This is a genomic window from Bradyrhizobium sp. (genome assembly GCF_019242285.1).
Lineage (GTDB): Bacteria > Pseudomonadota > Alphaproteobacteria > Rhizobiales > Xanthobacteraceae > Bradyrhizobium.
Genome location: NZ_JAFAVV010000319.1, coordinates 1 through 16,052, shown reverse-complemented (window position 1 = coordinate 16,052; position 16,052 = coordinate 1). Strand labels below are relative to the sequence as shown.

Annotated in this window: 13 protein-coding genes; 2 read left to right on the top strand and 11 right to left on the bottom strand. The window is 65.9% G+C overall.

What is annotated here, in order from left to right; translation table 11 throughout:
- Window positions 1-192: 192 nt before the first annotated feature.
- The 9 genes from JOY90_RS12575 to JOY90_RS12535 form a co-directional block, all read right to left on the bottom strand.
- On the bottom strand, window positions 193-1,446 hold the full coding sequence (locus JOY90_RS12575; protein ID WP_291691457.1) for a hypothetical protein: 1,254 nt from the start codon (window positions 1,444-1,446) through the stop codon (window positions 193-195).
- A 32-nt stretch (window positions 1,447-1,478) separates the two neighbouring features.
- Window positions 1,479-2,609, bottom strand: coding sequence for a substrate-binding domain-containing protein (locus JOY90_RS12570; protein WP_291691456.1), 1,131 nt, complete (start codon window positions 2,607-2,609; stop codon window positions 1,479-1,481).
- Between the two features lie 73 nt (window positions 2,610-2,682).
- A complete protein-coding gene (locus tag JOY90_RS12565) occupies window positions 2,683-3,768 on the bottom strand; it encodes an ABC transporter permease (protein ID WP_291691455.1) in 1,086 nt (361 codons plus the stop codon).
- Between the two features lie 12 nt (window positions 3,769-3,780).
- Window positions 3,781-5,337: a sugar ABC transporter ATP-binding protein gene (locus JOY90_RS12560; RefSeq protein ID WP_291691454.1), complete on the bottom strand. Its 1,557-nt coding sequence runs from the start codon at window positions 5,335-5,337 to the stop codon at window positions 3,781-3,783.
- Between the two features lie 156 nt (window positions 5,338-5,493).
- A complete protein-coding gene (locus JOY90_RS12555) occupies window positions 5,494-6,393 on the bottom strand; it encodes an SMP-30/gluconolactonase/LRE family protein (protein ID WP_291691453.1) in 900 nt (299 codons plus the stop codon).
- A 39-nt stretch (window positions 6,394-6,432) separates the two neighbouring features.
- Window positions 6,433-7,383, bottom strand: a complete 951-nt coding sequence (locus JOY90_RS12550; protein WP_291691458.1) for an ABC transporter permease — start codon at window positions 7,381-7,383, stop codon at window positions 6,433-6,435.
- A 5-nt stretch (window positions 7,384-7,388) separates the two neighbouring features.
- Entirely contained in the window at window positions 7,389-8,501 is a 1,113-nt protein-coding gene (locus JOY90_RS12545; RefSeq protein WP_291691452.1) for an ABC transporter permease, read from the bottom strand.
- The gene (locus JOY90_RS12540; protein WP_291691451.1) at window positions 8,491-10,029 is read right to left on the bottom strand and encodes a sugar ABC transporter ATP-binding protein; all 1,539 of its coding nucleotides are present in this window, start codon (window positions 10,027-10,029) and stop codon (window positions 8,491-8,493) included. The genes JOY90_RS12545 and JOY90_RS12540 overlap by 11 nt, the downstream gene beginning before the upstream one ends.
- 65 nt (window positions 10,030-10,094) lie before the next feature.
- Entirely contained in the window at window positions 10,095-11,225 is a 1,131-nt protein-coding gene (locus tag JOY90_RS12535; protein WP_291691450.1) for a sugar ABC transporter substrate-binding protein, read from the bottom strand.
- A 313-nt stretch (window positions 11,226-11,538) separates the two neighbouring features.
- On the opposite strand from JOY90_RS12535, the gene JOY90_RS12530 reads away from it, so the two are divergent.
- Together JOY90_RS12530 and JOY90_RS12525 are read left to right on the top strand one after the other, a co-directional pair.
- Window positions 11,539-11,877 (top strand): carboxymuconolactone decarboxylase family protein, encoded by a 339-nt coding sequence (locus JOY90_RS12530; RefSeq protein WP_291691449.1) that lies wholly within the window; start codon window positions 11,539-11,541, stop codon window positions 11,875-11,877.
- Window positions 11,877-12,827 carry an NAD(P)-dependent oxidoreductase gene (locus JOY90_RS12525; protein ID WP_291691448.1) on the top strand — a complete coding sequence of 317 codons (951 nt, stop codon included), beginning with the start codon at window positions 11,877-11,879 and terminating at the stop codon, window positions 12,825-12,827. Before JOY90_RS12530 ends, JOY90_RS12525 begins: the two co-directional genes overlap by 1 nt.
- A gap of 179 nt (window positions 12,828-13,006) precedes the next feature.
- Here JOY90_RS12525 and JOY90_RS12520 read toward each other — a convergent pair whose 3' ends face one another.
- Both JOY90_RS12520 and JOY90_RS12515 read right to left on the bottom strand, forming a co-directional pair.
- Entirely contained in the window at window positions 13,007-13,456 is a 450-nt protein-coding gene (locus tag JOY90_RS12520; protein ID WP_291691447.1) for a cytochrome c, read from the bottom strand.
- Between the two features lie 150 nt (window positions 13,457-13,606).
- The coding region (locus tag JOY90_RS12515; RefSeq protein WP_291691446.1) for a c-type cytochrome at window positions 13,607-16,052 on the bottom strand (2,446 nt) is incomplete at its 5' end.

Genomic DNA, 16,052 nt, shown 5'->3' with positions numbered 1-16,052 from the left:
GAGCCGGGAGCGCAGGCAAGTGTAGGGTGGGCTAAGTAAGGCGCTCCGCGCGCTGCTTTGCATCGCGTGGAGCGACGTGCCCACCATGTCTCGACCGCATCGTCGTGGATGGTGAGCACGCTTCCACCTTTACGCCGTAAGCTTCTGTGCGCGCGGGCGCTTAGCCCACCCTACGGATCTGAGTGAATGGGATCAGCCCTTGTACTCGACGATGTAGAGACCGGCGGAAAAATCCGTCACATAGCAGAGCGCGTTCTTGTCGACGAAGACGTCGGCCGAGTGCAGCACGACCGGGCGGTTCGGGCGCGGGTCCATCCACTTCGCGGGCGGCGGCGGCACGAAGGCGCCGATCTCCTTCGGACGGAACTGGTCCTTGATGTCGTAGACGCGCAGGCCGGCGTTCTGGTAGGTCGCGAAGATGACCTCCTCGCTCTGGAAGGTGTCCGGCCGGTTCTCGTGGACGTTGTGAGGGCCGAAATGGCCGCCGACCTTGAGATAGTCCTTGTCCGAGGGCGCAGGAAACGTCGAGATGCTGACCGGGTTGGACTTGACCTGGTTGTCGAAGATCCAGATCGGCTTGAAGCCGTCCTCCTGATTGTCGAGCACGGTCTCGTCGACGACCACGAGCAGGTTGCGGTTGCGCAAGGGCAGAGCGTTGTGGGTGCCGCCGCCGAACGGTGGCGCCCACACCTTGTGGGTAAGGAGTTTCGGGTTTGCCTTGTCCTTGACGTCGACCACGGCAAGACAGGCGTCGCGCCAGCTGCAATAGGCGACATCGTCCTGCACGATCGGATGGTGCAGGCCGAAGCGGCCGTTCGCGGTCGGCCAGTTCGGCACCTCGCCGGCCGCCTTGTTCATGCCCGGCAGCCAGTATTTCCCGACCAGTTGCGGTTTCGTCGGATCGGCGAGGTCGATCACCACCATGATGTAGTCGGTGAAGCCTTCGAGCAGCGCGGACGCATAGGCCCAGCGCCCGCCGATCCAGTAGATGCGATGCAGGCCGGTGCCGTCCACCGGCATGAAGCCGATCTGCTTCGGTTCGCCCGGCGTCGAAAGATCATAGACCGCCAAGCCTGCAGACCAGTCGCGTGTCTCCGGCTTCTCATCGGCGTGGCCACTGACCGAGCCCTTGTAGTAGTTCTTCTCGTCGGCGAGCTCGGCCTGCGCGAACATGTCCTTGTTGTGGATGACGAGCAGCTTGTCCTCGGCCGCCTGCAGATGCAGCGTCCAGGTGTTATGCGGCGCGGCGACGTAGCCGACCGTCTTCGGCGCTTTCGGGTCGCGCACGTCGACGACTGAAAAGCCCTTGGAGAAGATATGGCCCACATAGGCAAAGCCCTTGTGGACCATGATCTGCACGCCGTCACAGCGTCCGCCCTGGTCACTGTAGCCAATCAGCTTGAGGTTGGAGGTGGCGTAGTCGGGCCTGGGGAGATCGCTGCTCATTGGTGCCTCTTGTTTTCTTGGTCGGAACGCGATTACTTCGCGCCCCAGATCTTCTTGTATTCGTCGCGATAGCCGTTGCCGGGATCGAACTTGTTGTCCTTGCCGCCATCCTTCTCGACATTGTCGGCGGTAAAGAGGTGGACGTGCGGCACGAAGCCGCTCGGCTTGTCGCCGGCGAAGGCGCGGTTGATCTCGTCGACCATGATCCAGCCTTGCAAGTTCAAGGGCTCCGCCACCGTTGCGATCTGGTACTGCTTGTCGCGGATGCGCTTGAACGCGGGGACCGAGCCGTCGCCCGCCGAGATTTGCTGCGGCGATCCGGTCGCGGGATCGACACCCGCCGCCTGCAGCGACGGCGCCGAGAAGTCGTAGTAGAGATCGTTCACGGCGATGGAGTAGGTCCATTGCTTGCCGTATTTGGACAATAGCGAGGTCGTGAGCTGGCCCATCCGGTTGGAGAGGTCGGCGATCGGGGTGTCGACGACGTCGAGCACCTTGCAACCCTTGCAGCCTTCGACCGCCGCGCGCTCCGCGTTGGTCTTGGCGGTCGCGATCGCATAGATCGAATCCGTAAACAGGATGACGCCGGCATGGCCCTCCGACTTCACGACCGCTTCGAGCCCGGCGGAGGTCGCGACCTCGATCGGGTCGGTGGTGACGTTGGTGAACACGGCGGGGACGCCCTCGACCGGTCCGGCGGTTGGTCCCGCGTGCCAGCCGACGATCTTGATGCCGGCGGAAGTCGCCTGCTCGAGCAGCGGCTGCTGCTCCTTGCTGTCGATGCCGACATTGAGGATGCCGTCGGGCTTCATCGCGATCGCCTGGGTCAGCGCGGTGGCATGGCCGGGTACGGTGCCCTGGCCGTCGAGTTGGCGCACGTCCCAGCCCATCGCCTTGGCGGCTTCGGCCGCGCCGTCGCCTGCGCCTTGCGCGCCGCCGTTGCGCTGATCGGTCGAGACGATGACGATCAGCTTCTTGCCTTGCGCCTTCGGTCCCGATGTCGGGCCGTCCCATTTTGTCACCGGCGCTGCGACCTTTTCCAGAAAGGCCTTGGCCTTTTCGATATAGGCGGCGTCGTCCTCGGCGCGCGCTATGTTGACGCCGAGCGCCAACACGCCGGCCGACGCCAGGAAACCCCTCATCATTGCTTTGGTTATTGTCATGACTTTCCTCCCAGGATTTTGCAGGCGGCCGTCGGTCGCCAGGCCGGACGTTGCCGGCATTTGTGAAAAGGCTTCATGTGGCGTTGGCCGCTTTCGCGGACTCGGATGGCGCAGGGGCGGCCTGTGGTCCGGCGGGCGGCGGTTTGACGACGGTGCGGCGTCGCTGTGCGAAGGCGGCGAGCGCGATGGCGACGACCAGGGTCGTGCCGTTGAACAGCGGCTCGACGAAGAACGCGCCGCCGAACAACTGGATGCCGGAAATGCCGACGGCGAGGATGAGAATGCCGAACACGCTGCCCCAGACATTGACCCGGCCCGGCTTGATCGTGGTTGAGCCCAGAAACGCGCCGACCAATGCCGGCAACAGGAAGTCGAGCCCGACATTGGCCTGTCCGATGCGAAGCTTGGCGCCCAGCACGCAGCCGGCGAGCCCGGTGATCAGGCCGGAGGCGATGAACACGCCGATCACATAGGCGCGAACCGGGATGCCGTTCAGCGCGGCGGCCTTCTCGTTGGCGCCGATGGCGTAGATGAAGCGGCCGATCGGCAGCCGCTCGCTGACGATCCAGAGCAGCAAGGCGAGGCCGAGCACGTAGAAGGCGGGGATCGGAATGCCGAACAGCGAAGCCGAGTTGATGGCGAGGAAGCCTGGCGGCAGGGTGCCGATGACCTGGCGGCCGTCGGTGTGCCAGAGCGCCAGCGCGTACAGGATCGTGCCGGTGCCGAGCGTCGCCACGAAGGCGTCGACCTGCGCGACCTCGACCAGCACGCCGTTGATGAGGCCGACAAGGCCGGCGCAGGCGACCACCAGCAGGATCGCGAGCGGCCACGGCATGCCGTACTTGACCTGGAAGCTGATGGCGAGGATGTGCCACATCACGATTCCGAAGCCGACCGTGAGGTCGATGCGGCCCGCCATCATCGGCAGCGTAGCCGCGAGCGCCAGCAGCGCGACGATCGATTTGTCGGCAAGGATCGAGCGTGCGTTGAGCCAGGTCGGAAACGTGTCGGGCAGCACCAGCGAGAAGAACACGATCAGCAGCACGGTCAGCACGGGCAGACCGTAGACCGGCAGCAGGCGTAGGACCGCCCGCCCGGGCGACAGCGCGGCCAGCTCCGGCCGTGTCGGCTCCAGGGCGTTGGACTTGATCGACTGCATCCGGCGCCCCGTTCAGTGGACCGTATCTGCCGTCGTCGCGAGGCCATGCCCGATCTGGCCGGAGCCGGCGGCAAGCAGGTTGCTGATGGAAAGATCGTCCGCGTGCAGCTCGCGCACGATGCGGCCGCGGCTGAACACCAGCGCGCGATGGCACACTTTTGCAATCTCCTCGAAGTCGGTGGATACGATCAGGATGGCGGCCCCGCCCTTGAGCGCGACATCGAACAGCTTGTAGATCTCCGCTTTCGAGCCGACGTCCACGCCGGCGGTCGGGTCCTCGAACACGTAGATCTTCGCCTTCAGGTTCAGCCAGCGGCCGACCGCGACCTTCTGCTGGTTGCCGCCGGACAAGAGTTCGATCGCGAGATTGGGATCATTCGGGCGAAGATCGACGGTCTCGCCGAGCCGCCTCGCGGCGGCGCGCTCTCTTGCCGGCGAGAGCCAACTCGAGGAGCGGTGTCCGGTTGCCAGCGGATTGAGAAAGAAGTTCTCGCGCACCGTGAGTCCCGCAACGATCGATTCGCCGGCGCGGTCCGCGCAGACCAGGTTGACGCCAAGCTCCATCGCTCGGCGCGGACCGTCGATCGTCACGGTCGCGCCGTCGATCCGGATCTGCCCGCCGGTCATGCTTTCCATGCCGAACAGCGCCCGGCTGACCGCCTCCTGGCCGGCGCCGCGCAGGCCGACAAGGCCGATGATCTCGCCGGCGTGAATCCGGCAGTCGATCGGCCCGACGTCGCCGATCGCAGCAGATGCGAATTCGAGCCGGGCGCCGCCCTCGCGCTCGGCGGGCCGCCTGAACACCAGCGACGGCTCACGGCCGACGATGAGCAGGATGGTCTGGTCCGGCGAGGTACTTGCGACCATGCGCTCGCCGGCGACGCGGCCGTCGCGCAGCACCACCATGCGGTCGGCGATCTCGAACACCTCGTCGAGCCGGTGCGAGACGTAGATCATGCCGACCCCATGCTCGCGCAGGCGCCGCAGCGCGCCGAACAGGCGCGCCACCTCGTCGGCGGGAAGGCTCGCGGTCGGCTCGTCGAGCACGAGAATCTCGGCGTCGGTCGCGAGCGCGCGCGCAATCGCGACGAGGGACTTCTCCGTTCGCGTCAGGCTCTGGATACGAAGCTCCGGATCGATGTCGGCGCCGATCCTCTTGAGCGCGCGCTCGGCGCGCTTGCGTGCCCCCGACCGGTCGATCAGGCCGAAGCGGCGCGGATAGCCGAGCGTCAGGCAGATATTTTCCGCCACGGTCATCCAGTCGATCAGTCCGAGATCCTGGTGGATGAAGGAGATCGGCATGCGCCTGACCGCGTGGGTCATGTCGGCGCCCTCGTAGCCGATCGTGCCGCTGTCGACCGTGTGAACGCCGGCGAGGATCTTGATCAGCGTCGATTTGCCGGCCCCATTCTCGCCGAGCAGCGCGACGACCTCGCCGCGGCCGACGGCCATGCTGACATCAGCGAGGGCCTGGGTTCCGCCAAAACGCTTGGAGACGCGATCGATCCGAAGCACCTCGGATCCAGCGCGCGGGGACGTCTCGTCACCACTTCGCCGAGGGCCGTCCATCGTGCCCTCCCTCCCGTCTTGACGGACGACCTGCGTCGTCTCTTGCAGCGGTCATTAAAAAGTGGGCCGTACAAGCTTGTCAATCAGGATCGGCGGCGAGCCTTCGAAAAGAGACTGCAAGCCACATGCAGCGCCGGCGTGCGAGCGGCCGCTGCCTCAAACCGCCGCGCGGGTGTTGAGGTAGATCGAATAAAGCGAAGTCTGTCCGCAGATGTAGAGCCGATTGCGGCGCTGGCCGCCGAAGCAGACATTGGCGACGATCTCGCCGATCGGGATGGTGCCGAGATGGGTGCCGTCGGGCGCGTAGCAGAACACGCTGCGGCCAGCCGAGGTCCAGATGTTGCCATGAACGTCGCAGCGAAACCCGTCGTACAGCCCCTCCGGACAGGTGGCGAACAGCGACGCCTCTCCAACCGTTTGCCCCTGCGCCTTGTAGGCCCAGATGGTGGCTGGCAGGCCGTCGACATGGGTCGCGCCGGTATCGGCGATGTAGAGCGTCGCCTCGTCCGGCGAGAACGCGAGCCCGTTGGGCTTGACGCGGTCCGACAGCACGCGCGTGACGTGTCCAGTCGCGCTGTCGATGCGGTAGACATTGGAGGCGCCGATCTCCGAGACGGCTTGCAGGCCCTCATAGTCGCTGTCGATGCCGTAGGTCGGATCGGAGAACCAGATCGAGCCGTCGGATTTGACGACGACGTCGTTCGGCGAATTCAGTCGTTTGCCGTCATAGCGATCAGCCAGCACGGTGACGGAGCCGTCGTGCTCGGTCCGCGTGACGCGCCGCGTCAGGTGCTCACAGGTGACGAGCCGGCCCTCGCGATCGGTGGTATTGCCGTTCGAGTTGAAGCTCGGCGAGCGAAACACCGAGACCGAGGCGTCGGTCTCGTCGAAGCGCATCATGCGGTCGTTGGGAATGTCCGACCAGATCAGATAGCGCCCGGCGGCGAAATAGGCCGGGCCTTCGGCCCAGCGGCAGCCGTCCGCCAGCGTTTCGAGCACGGCGTGGCCGATCACCAGGCGCTGGAACCGCGGATCGTGCGCAACATAGGGAAGCATTTTCTCTCCCTGCAAATCCGCCAGGCTCGTTCGTGTTCTTCAACTCGTGACGCGCTCGCCGCGTCCATAGACCAGCAGCATCAGGATGATGACGAGACCGTAGATCACCTGCCGTCCGGCCTCGGGCATGTCCATGATCGACAGCACGCTGTTGAGCAGCACGATCAGCACCACGCCGATGAGCGTGCCGAGATAGCGGCCGCGGCCGCCGAGAATGTTGGTGCCGCCGATCACCACCGCCGCGATCGACGGCAGCAGGTAGGCGTCGCCCATGCCCTGGTAGGCCTTGGTGGAATAGCCCGCAAGCAGCACGCCGGCGAGCGCGGCCGCGACCCCGCACAGCGCAAAGCAGATCACGGTGACGCGCCGTGTATCGACGCCGGCGAGATAGGCCGCCGCCTCCTTGTTGCCGATCGCATAGATGTAGCGGCCGAGCGGCGTGCGCTGCAGGATGATGGCGACCACGACCGACACCGCGGCCCAGACGAACAGGGCGTTGGGAATGCCGAGCGTGCGCTCGGCGGCGAGCGTCTTCATCAGCTCGGTGGCCGCGGTCTGCGGCGCATAGCCGCCGGTATGCGCCACCATCAGCCCGCGCATGACAGCGTTGACGCCGAGCGTGAAGATCATCGAGGGCACGCGCAGATAAGCCACCCCGATGCCGTTGACGAGGCCGACCAGGAGGCCGATGCCGAGGCCTGTGGGAATAGCAAGCGGGCCGCCGATCGAGGTCGCCATCATGGCGGCGGCCGCCAATGTCCAGGGCACCGACAGGTCGATCTGCGCGATCAGGATGACGATCATCATCCCGGCGGCGACGATGCCGAGGAAGGCGCCGATCTGCAATTGCTGCAGCAGGTAGGTCGGCGACAGCAGCGGTGCGCTGCCGAAATGGGCAACGGTATAAGCGGTGCCCGCCACCAGGATGACCAGGATGAACAGCGCCGCGATCAGGATCGGGCGGTCGTCGCGCGAGAGGCGGAGCAGCATCGTTGTCATCGGAACAGCTCCAGCGTGTTCCTCACGCGCAGGACGCCCAGCGCGCCGATGCTCACCGCGGCGAGCAGGATCAGGCCCTCGAACAATGGCTGCAAGAGCGGCGCGATGTCGAAGATGCGGAAGAAGAACGAAATCACGCGCAGGATCATGGCGCCGAAGATCGAACCGATGGCACTGCCGGTGCCGCCGAGCAGCGAGGTGCCGCCGATCACGACGGAGGCGATCGAGTTCAGCGTATAGGCGCCGGCCTGCGGAATGTCGGCGTTGCCCGACGAGGTCTGGATCGCGAGGAACAGGCCGCCGCAGCCGGCGAAGAAGCCGGCCAGCGTGAACGCCGCCATCTTGGCGCGCTCGATCGGCAGCCCGGACATGTAGGCGGCGCCCTCGGCGGAGCCGACCGCATAGACGGCGCGGCCGAGCACGGAGCGTCGGAACGGCACCCAGACCACCAGCGCGATCAGGACGAGCAGCGCGAAAGGCACGGGGATCCAGGCGAATGGCGCAAACCAGCCGGCCGCGCCGTCGTCGAAGATGTGCAGCGTCGAGGCAAAATCGCCGAGCGAGTTGGTCATCGCCCAGTTGAGGTCCTCGTCGATCTTGCCGCCCGGCGTCGGGCGCAGGAACAGCGCGATGCCGATATAGACCGCGCCGGTCGCGAGCGTCGCGATGATCGGCTGGATGCGGCCATAGACGACGACGCAGCCGTTGATGAAGCCGGCGAGCGTGCCGATCGCGAGGCATACGATCGTGCCGAGCAGGATACCGCCGACGCCGTCCGGAAAGGTGCCGAGGCCGAGATGCAGGCCGAGAACATCGAGATGCAGCGGCGTGCCGCCCGCGGCCCCGGTCAGGAGGTAGCTCGCGAAGCAGCCCACCATGGTCATCACGGCGCCGACCGAGAGATCGAGGCCCGACGTCAGCACCGGCACGGTCTGGGCCATCGCCAGCATCGCGAGGGCGAAGATCTCGTCGCCATTCTGCACCAGCACGGCCGGAGAGAAGCCCTTCGGGTGCGCGAGGTTGTAGAGCAGATAGAGCGCGGCAAACAGCAGGACGGCGGTGGCGAGCCCGACATTCTGGCGCAGCCGGATCGCGAGATCATTGAGCATGGACGTTCCCGGCGGCGGCATCGATGTTGAGGGCGCTCGCGATGATGTTGGTTTCGGTGAGTTCGTCCCCCTGGAGCTCGCGCACGATGCGCCCGTCATACATGATGGCGACGCGGTCGCAGCAGCCGATCAATTCATCATAGTCGGTCGAGTAGAACAGGATGGCCGCGCCCTGGTCGGCGAGCTCGCGCATCAGGCGGTAGAGCTCCTGCTTGGTGCCGACGTCGATGCCGCGGGTCGGATCGTTTAGCAGGATGATGCGCGGCTCCGTCATCAGCCATTTGGCCAGCACGACCTTCTGCTGGTTGCCGCCCGACAATGTCGAGACAGCATCATCGGCCTTGCCGATCTTGATCTGCAGCCGGGTCACGGCACGCTCGATCGCTGCGCGCTCCTTGGCGCGGTCGACGAATGGTCCGGCCGAAAGCGCAGCGAGCGAGGCGATCGCCAGATTATCGGCAATCGACATCGGCAGCATCAGGCCCTCGGTCTTGCGGTCCTCGGGCACCAGCGCGATGCTGGCCGACTTCGCCGCCGCCGGCGAGCCGGGGCGCACCTCGCGCCCGCCGACCGTGACGCGCCCGGTGACGCCGCGCAGCACGCCGAACAGCGCCAGCAGCAGCGATTTCTGGCCCTGTCCGTCGAGGCCGCCGAGGCCGACGATCTCACCGGCTCCGACCGTCAGCGAGATGCGGTCGAGATGCTTCTCCCAGGAGAGGTTTTCGAGCGCCAGCACCGGCTTCGCCGGCTGCCGTGCCGGTTTCGGCGGATACTGGGTCGCGATGTCGCGCCCGATCATGAGCTGCACGATGTCGGCGGTCGAGCGCGCGCCCTTGTCGAAGGTCTCGATATGGCGGCCGTTGCGGAACACGGACGCGCGGTCGGCCAGCGCCTCGACCTCGTGCATGCGGTGCGAAATGTAGAGGATCGCCGTGCCCTCGGATTTCAGCCGCGCCAGCATCGCATAGACCTTCTCGACGTCGGCCGCTGTCAGCGCCGATGTGGCCTCGTCGAGGATCAGGAGTTTCGGCCGCTGACCCAGCGCCTTGGCGATCTCCACCATCTGGCGTCGTGACAGAGGGAGGTCGCGCACGCGCAACAGCGGATTGACGTCCTCGCAGCCGATCTCGGCCAATAGCCGCTCGGCGCGTCGGCGTTGCGCTCTGGCATCGATGAGGCCAAAACGCCGCGGCGGCGAAGCGATCGAGATGTTGTCCGCGACCGTGAGGTCCGGCATCAGCGACAGCTCCTGGAAGATGCACACCACGCCGGCGGCATTGGCGGCCGAAGGCGTCGCGAAGCGGACATCGCTGCCCGCGAGCCGCATGCTGCCGGAATCGGGCCGCACCACGCCCGAGATGATCTTGATCAGGGTCGACTTGCCGGCGCCGTTCTCGCCTAGCACCGCGTGAATCCTGCTGTGGTCGCAGGCAAAATCGACGCCCTCCAACGCGCGCACGCCGGCGTAGCGCTTGGAGATGCCGGAGAGGGTGAGGAAAGCCTGGGGCGCCAGGATCGTGTCCGCCATGGCACGTCCTCAGGACGTCACGGCCCGGCGGATGCCGGGCCGTGATCGAAACGCAGCGACAGGCGTCACTGGGTGTTCTTCTCGCTCTGCGACATGATCTCGGGCGCGGTGAAGTTCACGCCGCAGGGCAGGAACTGGTTCGGCGCGAAGAAGTTCGCGTTGAGGTCCGGCCAGTAGTTCTCGCCGGGCTTGAGGTCCTTGTAGGTCGCGACCGGAATCGGGATCGAGATCAGTTGCGGCATCACGTTGCCCTGCAATGCAGAGATCGCGGCCTTGGTGGCGATCGCAACCAGCGCCGGCGACTGGCCGTAGGACATGCCCTTGAGGCCTTCCTTGTTGTGATCGGCGATCTGCTTGCGATATTCGTTCTCGCCTTCGCCCGACATCGGCACGAACGGATGCTTGGCCGAGATCATCGCCTGCACGGTGCCGTCCGAGCCGCCCTGGGTGAACACGCCGTCGAAATGGCCGTGCACGGCGAGCGCATCGGCGGTCACCTTCTGCGAAGTGCCGGTGTCCCAGTTGCCCACCACCTCGGTGATGTTGAACTTGTTGCCGGCGCCTTCCATCACCTCGCGGAAGCCGAGATGGCGGTCGCGGTCGACCGAGTTGCCCGGCAGGCCGCGCACCTCGAGGATGTCGCCGGTCTTCTTGCCCATCTCGTCGATCAGCCATTTGGCCGACGCCCGGCCCATCTCCTTCTGGTCCTCGTTGACCATCATCACCTTGTCGGTGTCGAGGACGTTGTCGAAGGGAACCACGACGACGTTGTTCTTGTCGGCGAGGCGGATGATGCGGTCGAAGCCGTCGGGTGCCACGGCAATGGTCACGATGGCGTCAAAACCCTGGTTGATGAAATCCTCCATGGCGCCGAGTTGCGCCGCAACATCGGTGCCGGTCGAGACGACCTTGAACTCCTTGATGTTCTCCTTGATGCCGGGCTGCTCGGCGAAAGCCTTGGCGGTCTTCACCATCTGGATGCGCCAGGTGTTGCCGACGAAGCCGTTGACGAGCGCGATCTTGTAGGGCCCGGGCTTCTTGTCCCACTGGAAGAACTTGGTCTGGTCCGACCACGGCTTGAAGCAGGTCGGATTGGCGCCCGGCCCCGAAACGACCTTCGGTCCTGCCAACGCGCTGGCGGTGGATAGTAGCAGGCTCGCGCAGGCAAGCCCCGCAAGACGAAGCGTCCACGTCATGTCTCTCTCCTTAGGCGTTGTGTTTCCGACCCTTGACGGCCTGATGCCGGGAATTGGCTTTCCCGTGACCTCACGTTGCGGCACTAAGATGGCATGCAAGGCGGAAGCCGCACAAGCCGCATGCCGGCCACCTCGGCATATTTCCGGTCCCGGCAAATCCATCCCGATGATTACCCGCATGGCTGCGATGCCGCGCGAAGTCGCCTGCAAAGGCATGACATTCGATCGCTGCGCTGTTACGAAATACCGACAGCAACGGTTCGGCCTGTCGCACGGTCCGGGCCGCAACAACGGAAATAACGGGGAGCAGCAAATGGCCAAGGCGCCGCCGTCAGCCAAGCGGGACCGCATCAAGAATTTCACTCCGGCACTGGTCGATTACACCAACGACGTCGTCTACGGCGATTTGTGGGAGCGCAAGGGTCTCTCCAAGCGCGACCGCAGCCTGATCACGGTCGCGGCGCTGGTCGCGACCTACCGGCCCGAACAGCTCGTCTCGCATCTCACGCGTGCGATCAACAACGGCGTCACGCAGGAGGAGATCACCGAGGTCATCACCCACATGGCGTTCTATGCCGGGTGGCCGGCGGCGATGTCGGCGGCGCAGGTGGCCTATGACGTGCTGGTCGAAGGCGGCAAGGGGGAAGTGTGATGGCGCAGGACGTTGTCGTAGGCTTCGTCGGGCTCGGCACCATGGGTGGCAGGATGGCCACCAACATCCAGAACGCCGGCTACAAGGTGATCGTGCACGACCTGCATCGGCAGTCGGCGAGCCATCATCTGCAGGCCGGCGCCGAGTGGGCCGACACACCGCGCGCGCTGGCCGAGGGGAGCGATGTCATTTTCACGTCATTGCCGGAGCCGGCCGATGTCGAGCGTGTCGCGCTCGGGGCCGAGGGGCTGATCGAGGGCGTGAGGGCCGGGGCGGTCTATTTCGACCTGTCGACCAATTCGCAGGGCGTCGTGAAGAAGGTTCATGACGCCTTTGCCGCCAAGGGCGCGCAGATGCTCGATGCGCCCGTGAGCGGCGGTCCGTCGGGCGCGCAGTCGCGCAAGATGGCGATCTGGGTCGGCGGCGACCGGGCCAGTTACGACAAGTACAAGGGCGTGCTCGACGCGATGGGCGATCGCGCGGCCTATGTCGGTCCGATCGGCACTGCGACGGTGGCAAAACTGGTGCACAACATGTCGGGCTACGCCATCTCTTGCGCGCTGGCCGAGACCTTCACGCTCGGCGTCAAGGCCGGCATGGATCCGGTCGCGCTCTGGGAAGCGGTGCGCCAGGGCGTCGGCGGCCGGCGCCTCACCTTCGATGGCCTCCTGGACCAGTTCCTGCCGGGCAAATACGATCCGCCGAATTTCGCCCTCAAGCTCGCCACCAAGGACGTCGCCCTCGCCACCGCACTCGGGCGCGAACTCGGTGTTCCGATGCGGATCTGCAATCTCGCCCATGCCGAGATGGTCGAAGCCTGCAACCGCGGCTGGCAGGCGCGCGACTCGCGCGCGGTGATGCTGCTCGAGCAGGAGCGCGCCGGCGTGAAGATCGCCGCCGACCCGGAGCGGGTGAAGCAGGCCGCGGAGCGGGCGAAGTCGGGCGGGTGAGGGGCCGCGCGACGGACGGTATCGGCTCGCACAGTTATCGCATGTGACGACGTGCGCAGGGATGGGTCAGCGGCGGCGTAGCCCGCTACCCATCCTCATTGGCGTTGGTGCGTCGCGCGGCCGCCACTGACGTCTCGACCATGCCGGCGGAGGATCGAGTGGTCTGATGCCCGACGTTGTTACTTTTGCTGAATACGACCGAGATAATCGATCACAGCGAGGATGCGTCTTCGCACGACGACCTCTGGGCTTTGCTCGGGCCCGGCCATCTTCCAATAGGGCGGGTCAACGGCATGAGGCAGATTGATAATGGGGTCGAAGCGTTCCCCCCAAATCGGCATTTCACGGGTGCCGTGAGCGGGAATTGTTTTCGATCCATCTATGGTTTCATAAACCGCATTCGTGGGAAAGACCCCGTCGTTGCTCTTGGTCAACATCGTCAGATCGGACGGCGGCACCTTGAGCTGCTCACTGAGGGGTCCCCTACCCTTTCCGTCCGGACCATGGCAGCTTGCGCACGAAGACAGAAATTCCGACTTGCCGATGTCGACGTCTTCAGCCCGGGCCGCAGCAGCGAACCCGGCAGTAAGGCCGGCAATCATCAACCACTTCAGGCAATTCGTGATCATATCATGTCCCGCCTGCGGTTTTCGGATAAAATCTTATTAGCGGCCTTGGTTTTGTGCAGTTTGACACAGGTCAATGAAAGCGCCTTCATCCGGGAGGCCCAGGTGCGGCGCGCCGCGGGAGCGCGGACTTCTGTCGAGCCGTTTGGAACGTCAATTGGATTGGACTGACGAAGCCGGCCGAACGTCCTTCGGCCCGCGCACGCGGCTGATGGCAGACGGCACATCGTTCCACGCCGGCTTGTCGGGGGCGAACTGCCGGCGCAGGAAGCTTATGAGCTCGGCAAGCTGCGCGTCGCCAATGCTGTCCTCGAAGGCGGGCATGTAGCCGAGGTCACTGGACGCAGGCTCGGCGATGCCGTGCAGGATCACCTGGATCAGGTTGTCGGGCTGCGCGCTGTGCAGGTTGCTGTTCAGCGCAAGCGACGGCCGGCTGCCGAACAGCGGCAGGCCGCCGACCTCGTGGCAGACCGCGCAGGCGCCCTGATACATCCGCGCGCCGGCGGAATTGCCGAGAGTTACTTTCGTATCGCCTTCCAGCTTGCCGGCGAGCGCTTGCTGTGCCGCCTTGTCGGGCGCGTTCTCGTTGAAGGAGGCGAGATAGACGGCCATCGCGCGGATGTCGTCATCGCCGAGCTTGGCAAGGTCCTTCACGACAGGCGCCATCGGGCCGGCCGCCACGCCATGAAAGCGAGACTCGCCGGCGCGCAGATAGGCGTAGAATTCGTCTTCGCTCCAGGGGACCGGTGCGCGCGAAAGCGAGGTCAGCGCCGGCGCTTCCCAGCCTTCGACGAAACCGCCCGCGAGATGGGCATTGGCGCGCTCGGCGCCGAGCGCGTTGCGCGGCGAGTGGCAGGCGCCGCAATGGCCGAGCCCTTCGACAAGATAGGCGCCGCGATTCCACGCCGCTGATCGCGCCGGGTCGGGCTGGAATTCGCCGGTGTGATGGAACAGCGCGTTCCAGCCGGCCACGAGCGGGCGCAGGCTGAAGGGGAAGCGCAGCGCATTCTTCGGCGGCTCGGCACGCACCGGCGCCTGCGCCATCAGGTAGGCGTAGAGCGCCTGCAGGTCGGCATCGGTCGCGTTGGCGAAGTGTGTATAGGGAAAGGCGGGGTAGAGATGGCGGCCATCGCGATGCAGGCCTTCGCGCATCGCGCGCTCGAAGGCGGGATAGGACCAGGTGCCGATGCCGGTCTCGACGTCGGGCGTGATGTTGGTGCTGAAGAGGATGCCGAACGGCGTCTCGATCGCGAGGCCGCCGGCATTGGCCGCACCGGTCTTCGCGGTGTGACAGACCGCGCAATTGCCGAGCGCGGCGAGTTCCGCACCGCGCACGATGGTCGCAGCCGAATAGACCGAAGCATCAGGCCGGGCGATCGGGGCGATGGCGCGGCCCGGCAGCATCGCTGCGCCGATGCCGATCGCCGCAGTGCAGAGCGCAGCGATCGTCGCGAATAAGCCGCGTCGCCCTGCAAATGGATTCTTCCATTTGTCGGCGGCGACCGTAGCGGCCGCTGCCGGTGCAGGCAATGCGCTCGCCGGCGCGAAAGCATCGCCGCGAAGTCCCTTGAGAATGCGCTCCGGTGTGAACGGCGGCTCGCGGAAGCGGACGCCGGTGGCATCGAAGATCGCATTGGCGATCGCGGCCGCGCTCGGCACGGAAGCGGATTCGCCGACCCCGAGCGGCGGCTGATCCTGCCGCGGCAGCATCAGCACGTCGATCTGGGGCACGTCGGGGAACTGGATGATGGGATAGGCGCCCCATTCGCGCGCGGCGACCGAGCTGCGGTCGAACGCTGTTTCCTCCAGCAGCGCGCGGCTGGTCGACTGCACGACATTGCCGTGGATCTGATGCTTCACGCCGTCCGGGTTGATCATCAATCCGGAGTCTTGTCCCGCCACCACGCGCGTCACGCTGACCTCGCCGGTGGTCTTGTTCACGGCCACGTCCGCGATCCAGGCCGACCAGGCGGCGGGCAGGCCCGGAAACGTGCCGTGCACGTAACACGCATAGGCGAAGCCGCGGCCCTGCACGACGCCGTCCTGCTCGGCCTTTTCCTGCCACACCGGACGCGGCTCCCAGCCGGCACGCTCGGCCACTGCATGCACGAGCTCGATCGCGCGCTTGTCCTTCAGGTAACGCAGCCGGTACTCGATCGGATCGACGCCGGCTTCGGTCGCGAGCTCGTCGATATAGGATTCATGCGCGAACGAATTCGGCAGCGCCGAGACGCCGCGAAGCCAGGCGGCGCGCACGATCGGCGGCATGTCGTGCGTGACCACGCGCAGGTGGTCGTAGTCATAGGGCGGAATCGCCGTGCGATCGCCCATGTCGCTCACCACCGGGCTCGGGGCAATGCATCCGGTGAGCAGCAATGCCAGGGTCGGTGCGCGGTTCGACGGATAGCGGGTAGCGAAATCATAGCCGGCGACGCTGCCGTCGGCGTTCAACCCGCCGTTGACGGTGATGAGCTGCGCGGCGCCCTTCGGCTCCCACGCATGCTCCTGCTCCCGGGTCAACTGCACGCGCACGGGACGGCCGACCGCGCGCGACAGCAGCAGCGCATCGGCGGTGACGTCGTCGGCGCAGTTGCGGCCG

Excerpts from the sequence above, each read along its gene's own strand:
- JOY90_RS12575 (WP_291691457.1), bottom strand. The coding sequence starts at position 1,446 with ATGAGCAGCGATCTCCCCAGGCCCGACTACGCCACCTCCAACCTCAAG.
- JOY90_RS12570 (WP_291691456.1), bottom strand. The coding sequence starts at position 2,609 with ATGACAATAACCAAAGCAATGATGAGGGGTTTCCTGGCGTCGGCCGGC.
- JOY90_RS12565 (WP_291691455.1), bottom strand. The coding sequence starts at position 3,768 with ATGCAGTCGATCAAGTCCAACGCCCTGGAGCCGACACGGCCGGAGCTG.
- JOY90_RS12560 (WP_291691454.1), bottom strand. The coding sequence starts at position 5,337 with ATGGACGGCCCTCGGCGAAGTGGTGACGAGACGTCCCCGCGCGCTGGA.
- JOY90_RS12555 (WP_291691453.1), bottom strand. The coding sequence starts at position 6,393 with ATGCTTCCCTATGTTGCGCACGATCCGCGGTTCCAGCGCCTGGTGATC.
- JOY90_RS12550 (WP_291691458.1), bottom strand. The coding sequence starts at position 7,383 with ATGCTGCTCCGCCTCTCGCGCGACGACCGCCCGATCCTGATCGCGGCG.
- JOY90_RS12545 (WP_291691452.1), bottom strand. The coding sequence starts at position 8,501 with ATGCTCAATGATCTCGCGATCCGGCTGCGCCAGAATGTCGGGCTCGCC.
- JOY90_RS12540 (WP_291691451.1), bottom strand. The coding sequence starts at position 10,029 with ATGGCGGACACGATCCTGGCGCCCCAGGCTTTCCTCACCCTCTCCGGC.
- JOY90_RS12535 (WP_291691450.1), bottom strand. The coding sequence starts at position 11,225 with ATGACGTGGACGCTTCGTCTTGCGGGGCTTGCCTGCGCGAGCCTGCTA.
- JOY90_RS12530 (WP_291691449.1), top strand. The coding sequence starts at position 11,539 with ATGGCCAAGGCGCCGCCGTCAGCCAAGCGGGACCGCATCAAGAATTTC.
- JOY90_RS12525 (WP_291691448.1), top strand. The coding sequence starts at position 11,877 with ATGGCGCAGGACGTTGTCGTAGGCTTCGTCGGGCTCGGCACCATGGGT.
- JOY90_RS12520 (WP_291691447.1), bottom strand. The coding sequence starts at position 13,456 with ATGATCACGAATTGCCTGAAGTGGTTGATGATTGCCGGCCTTACTGCC.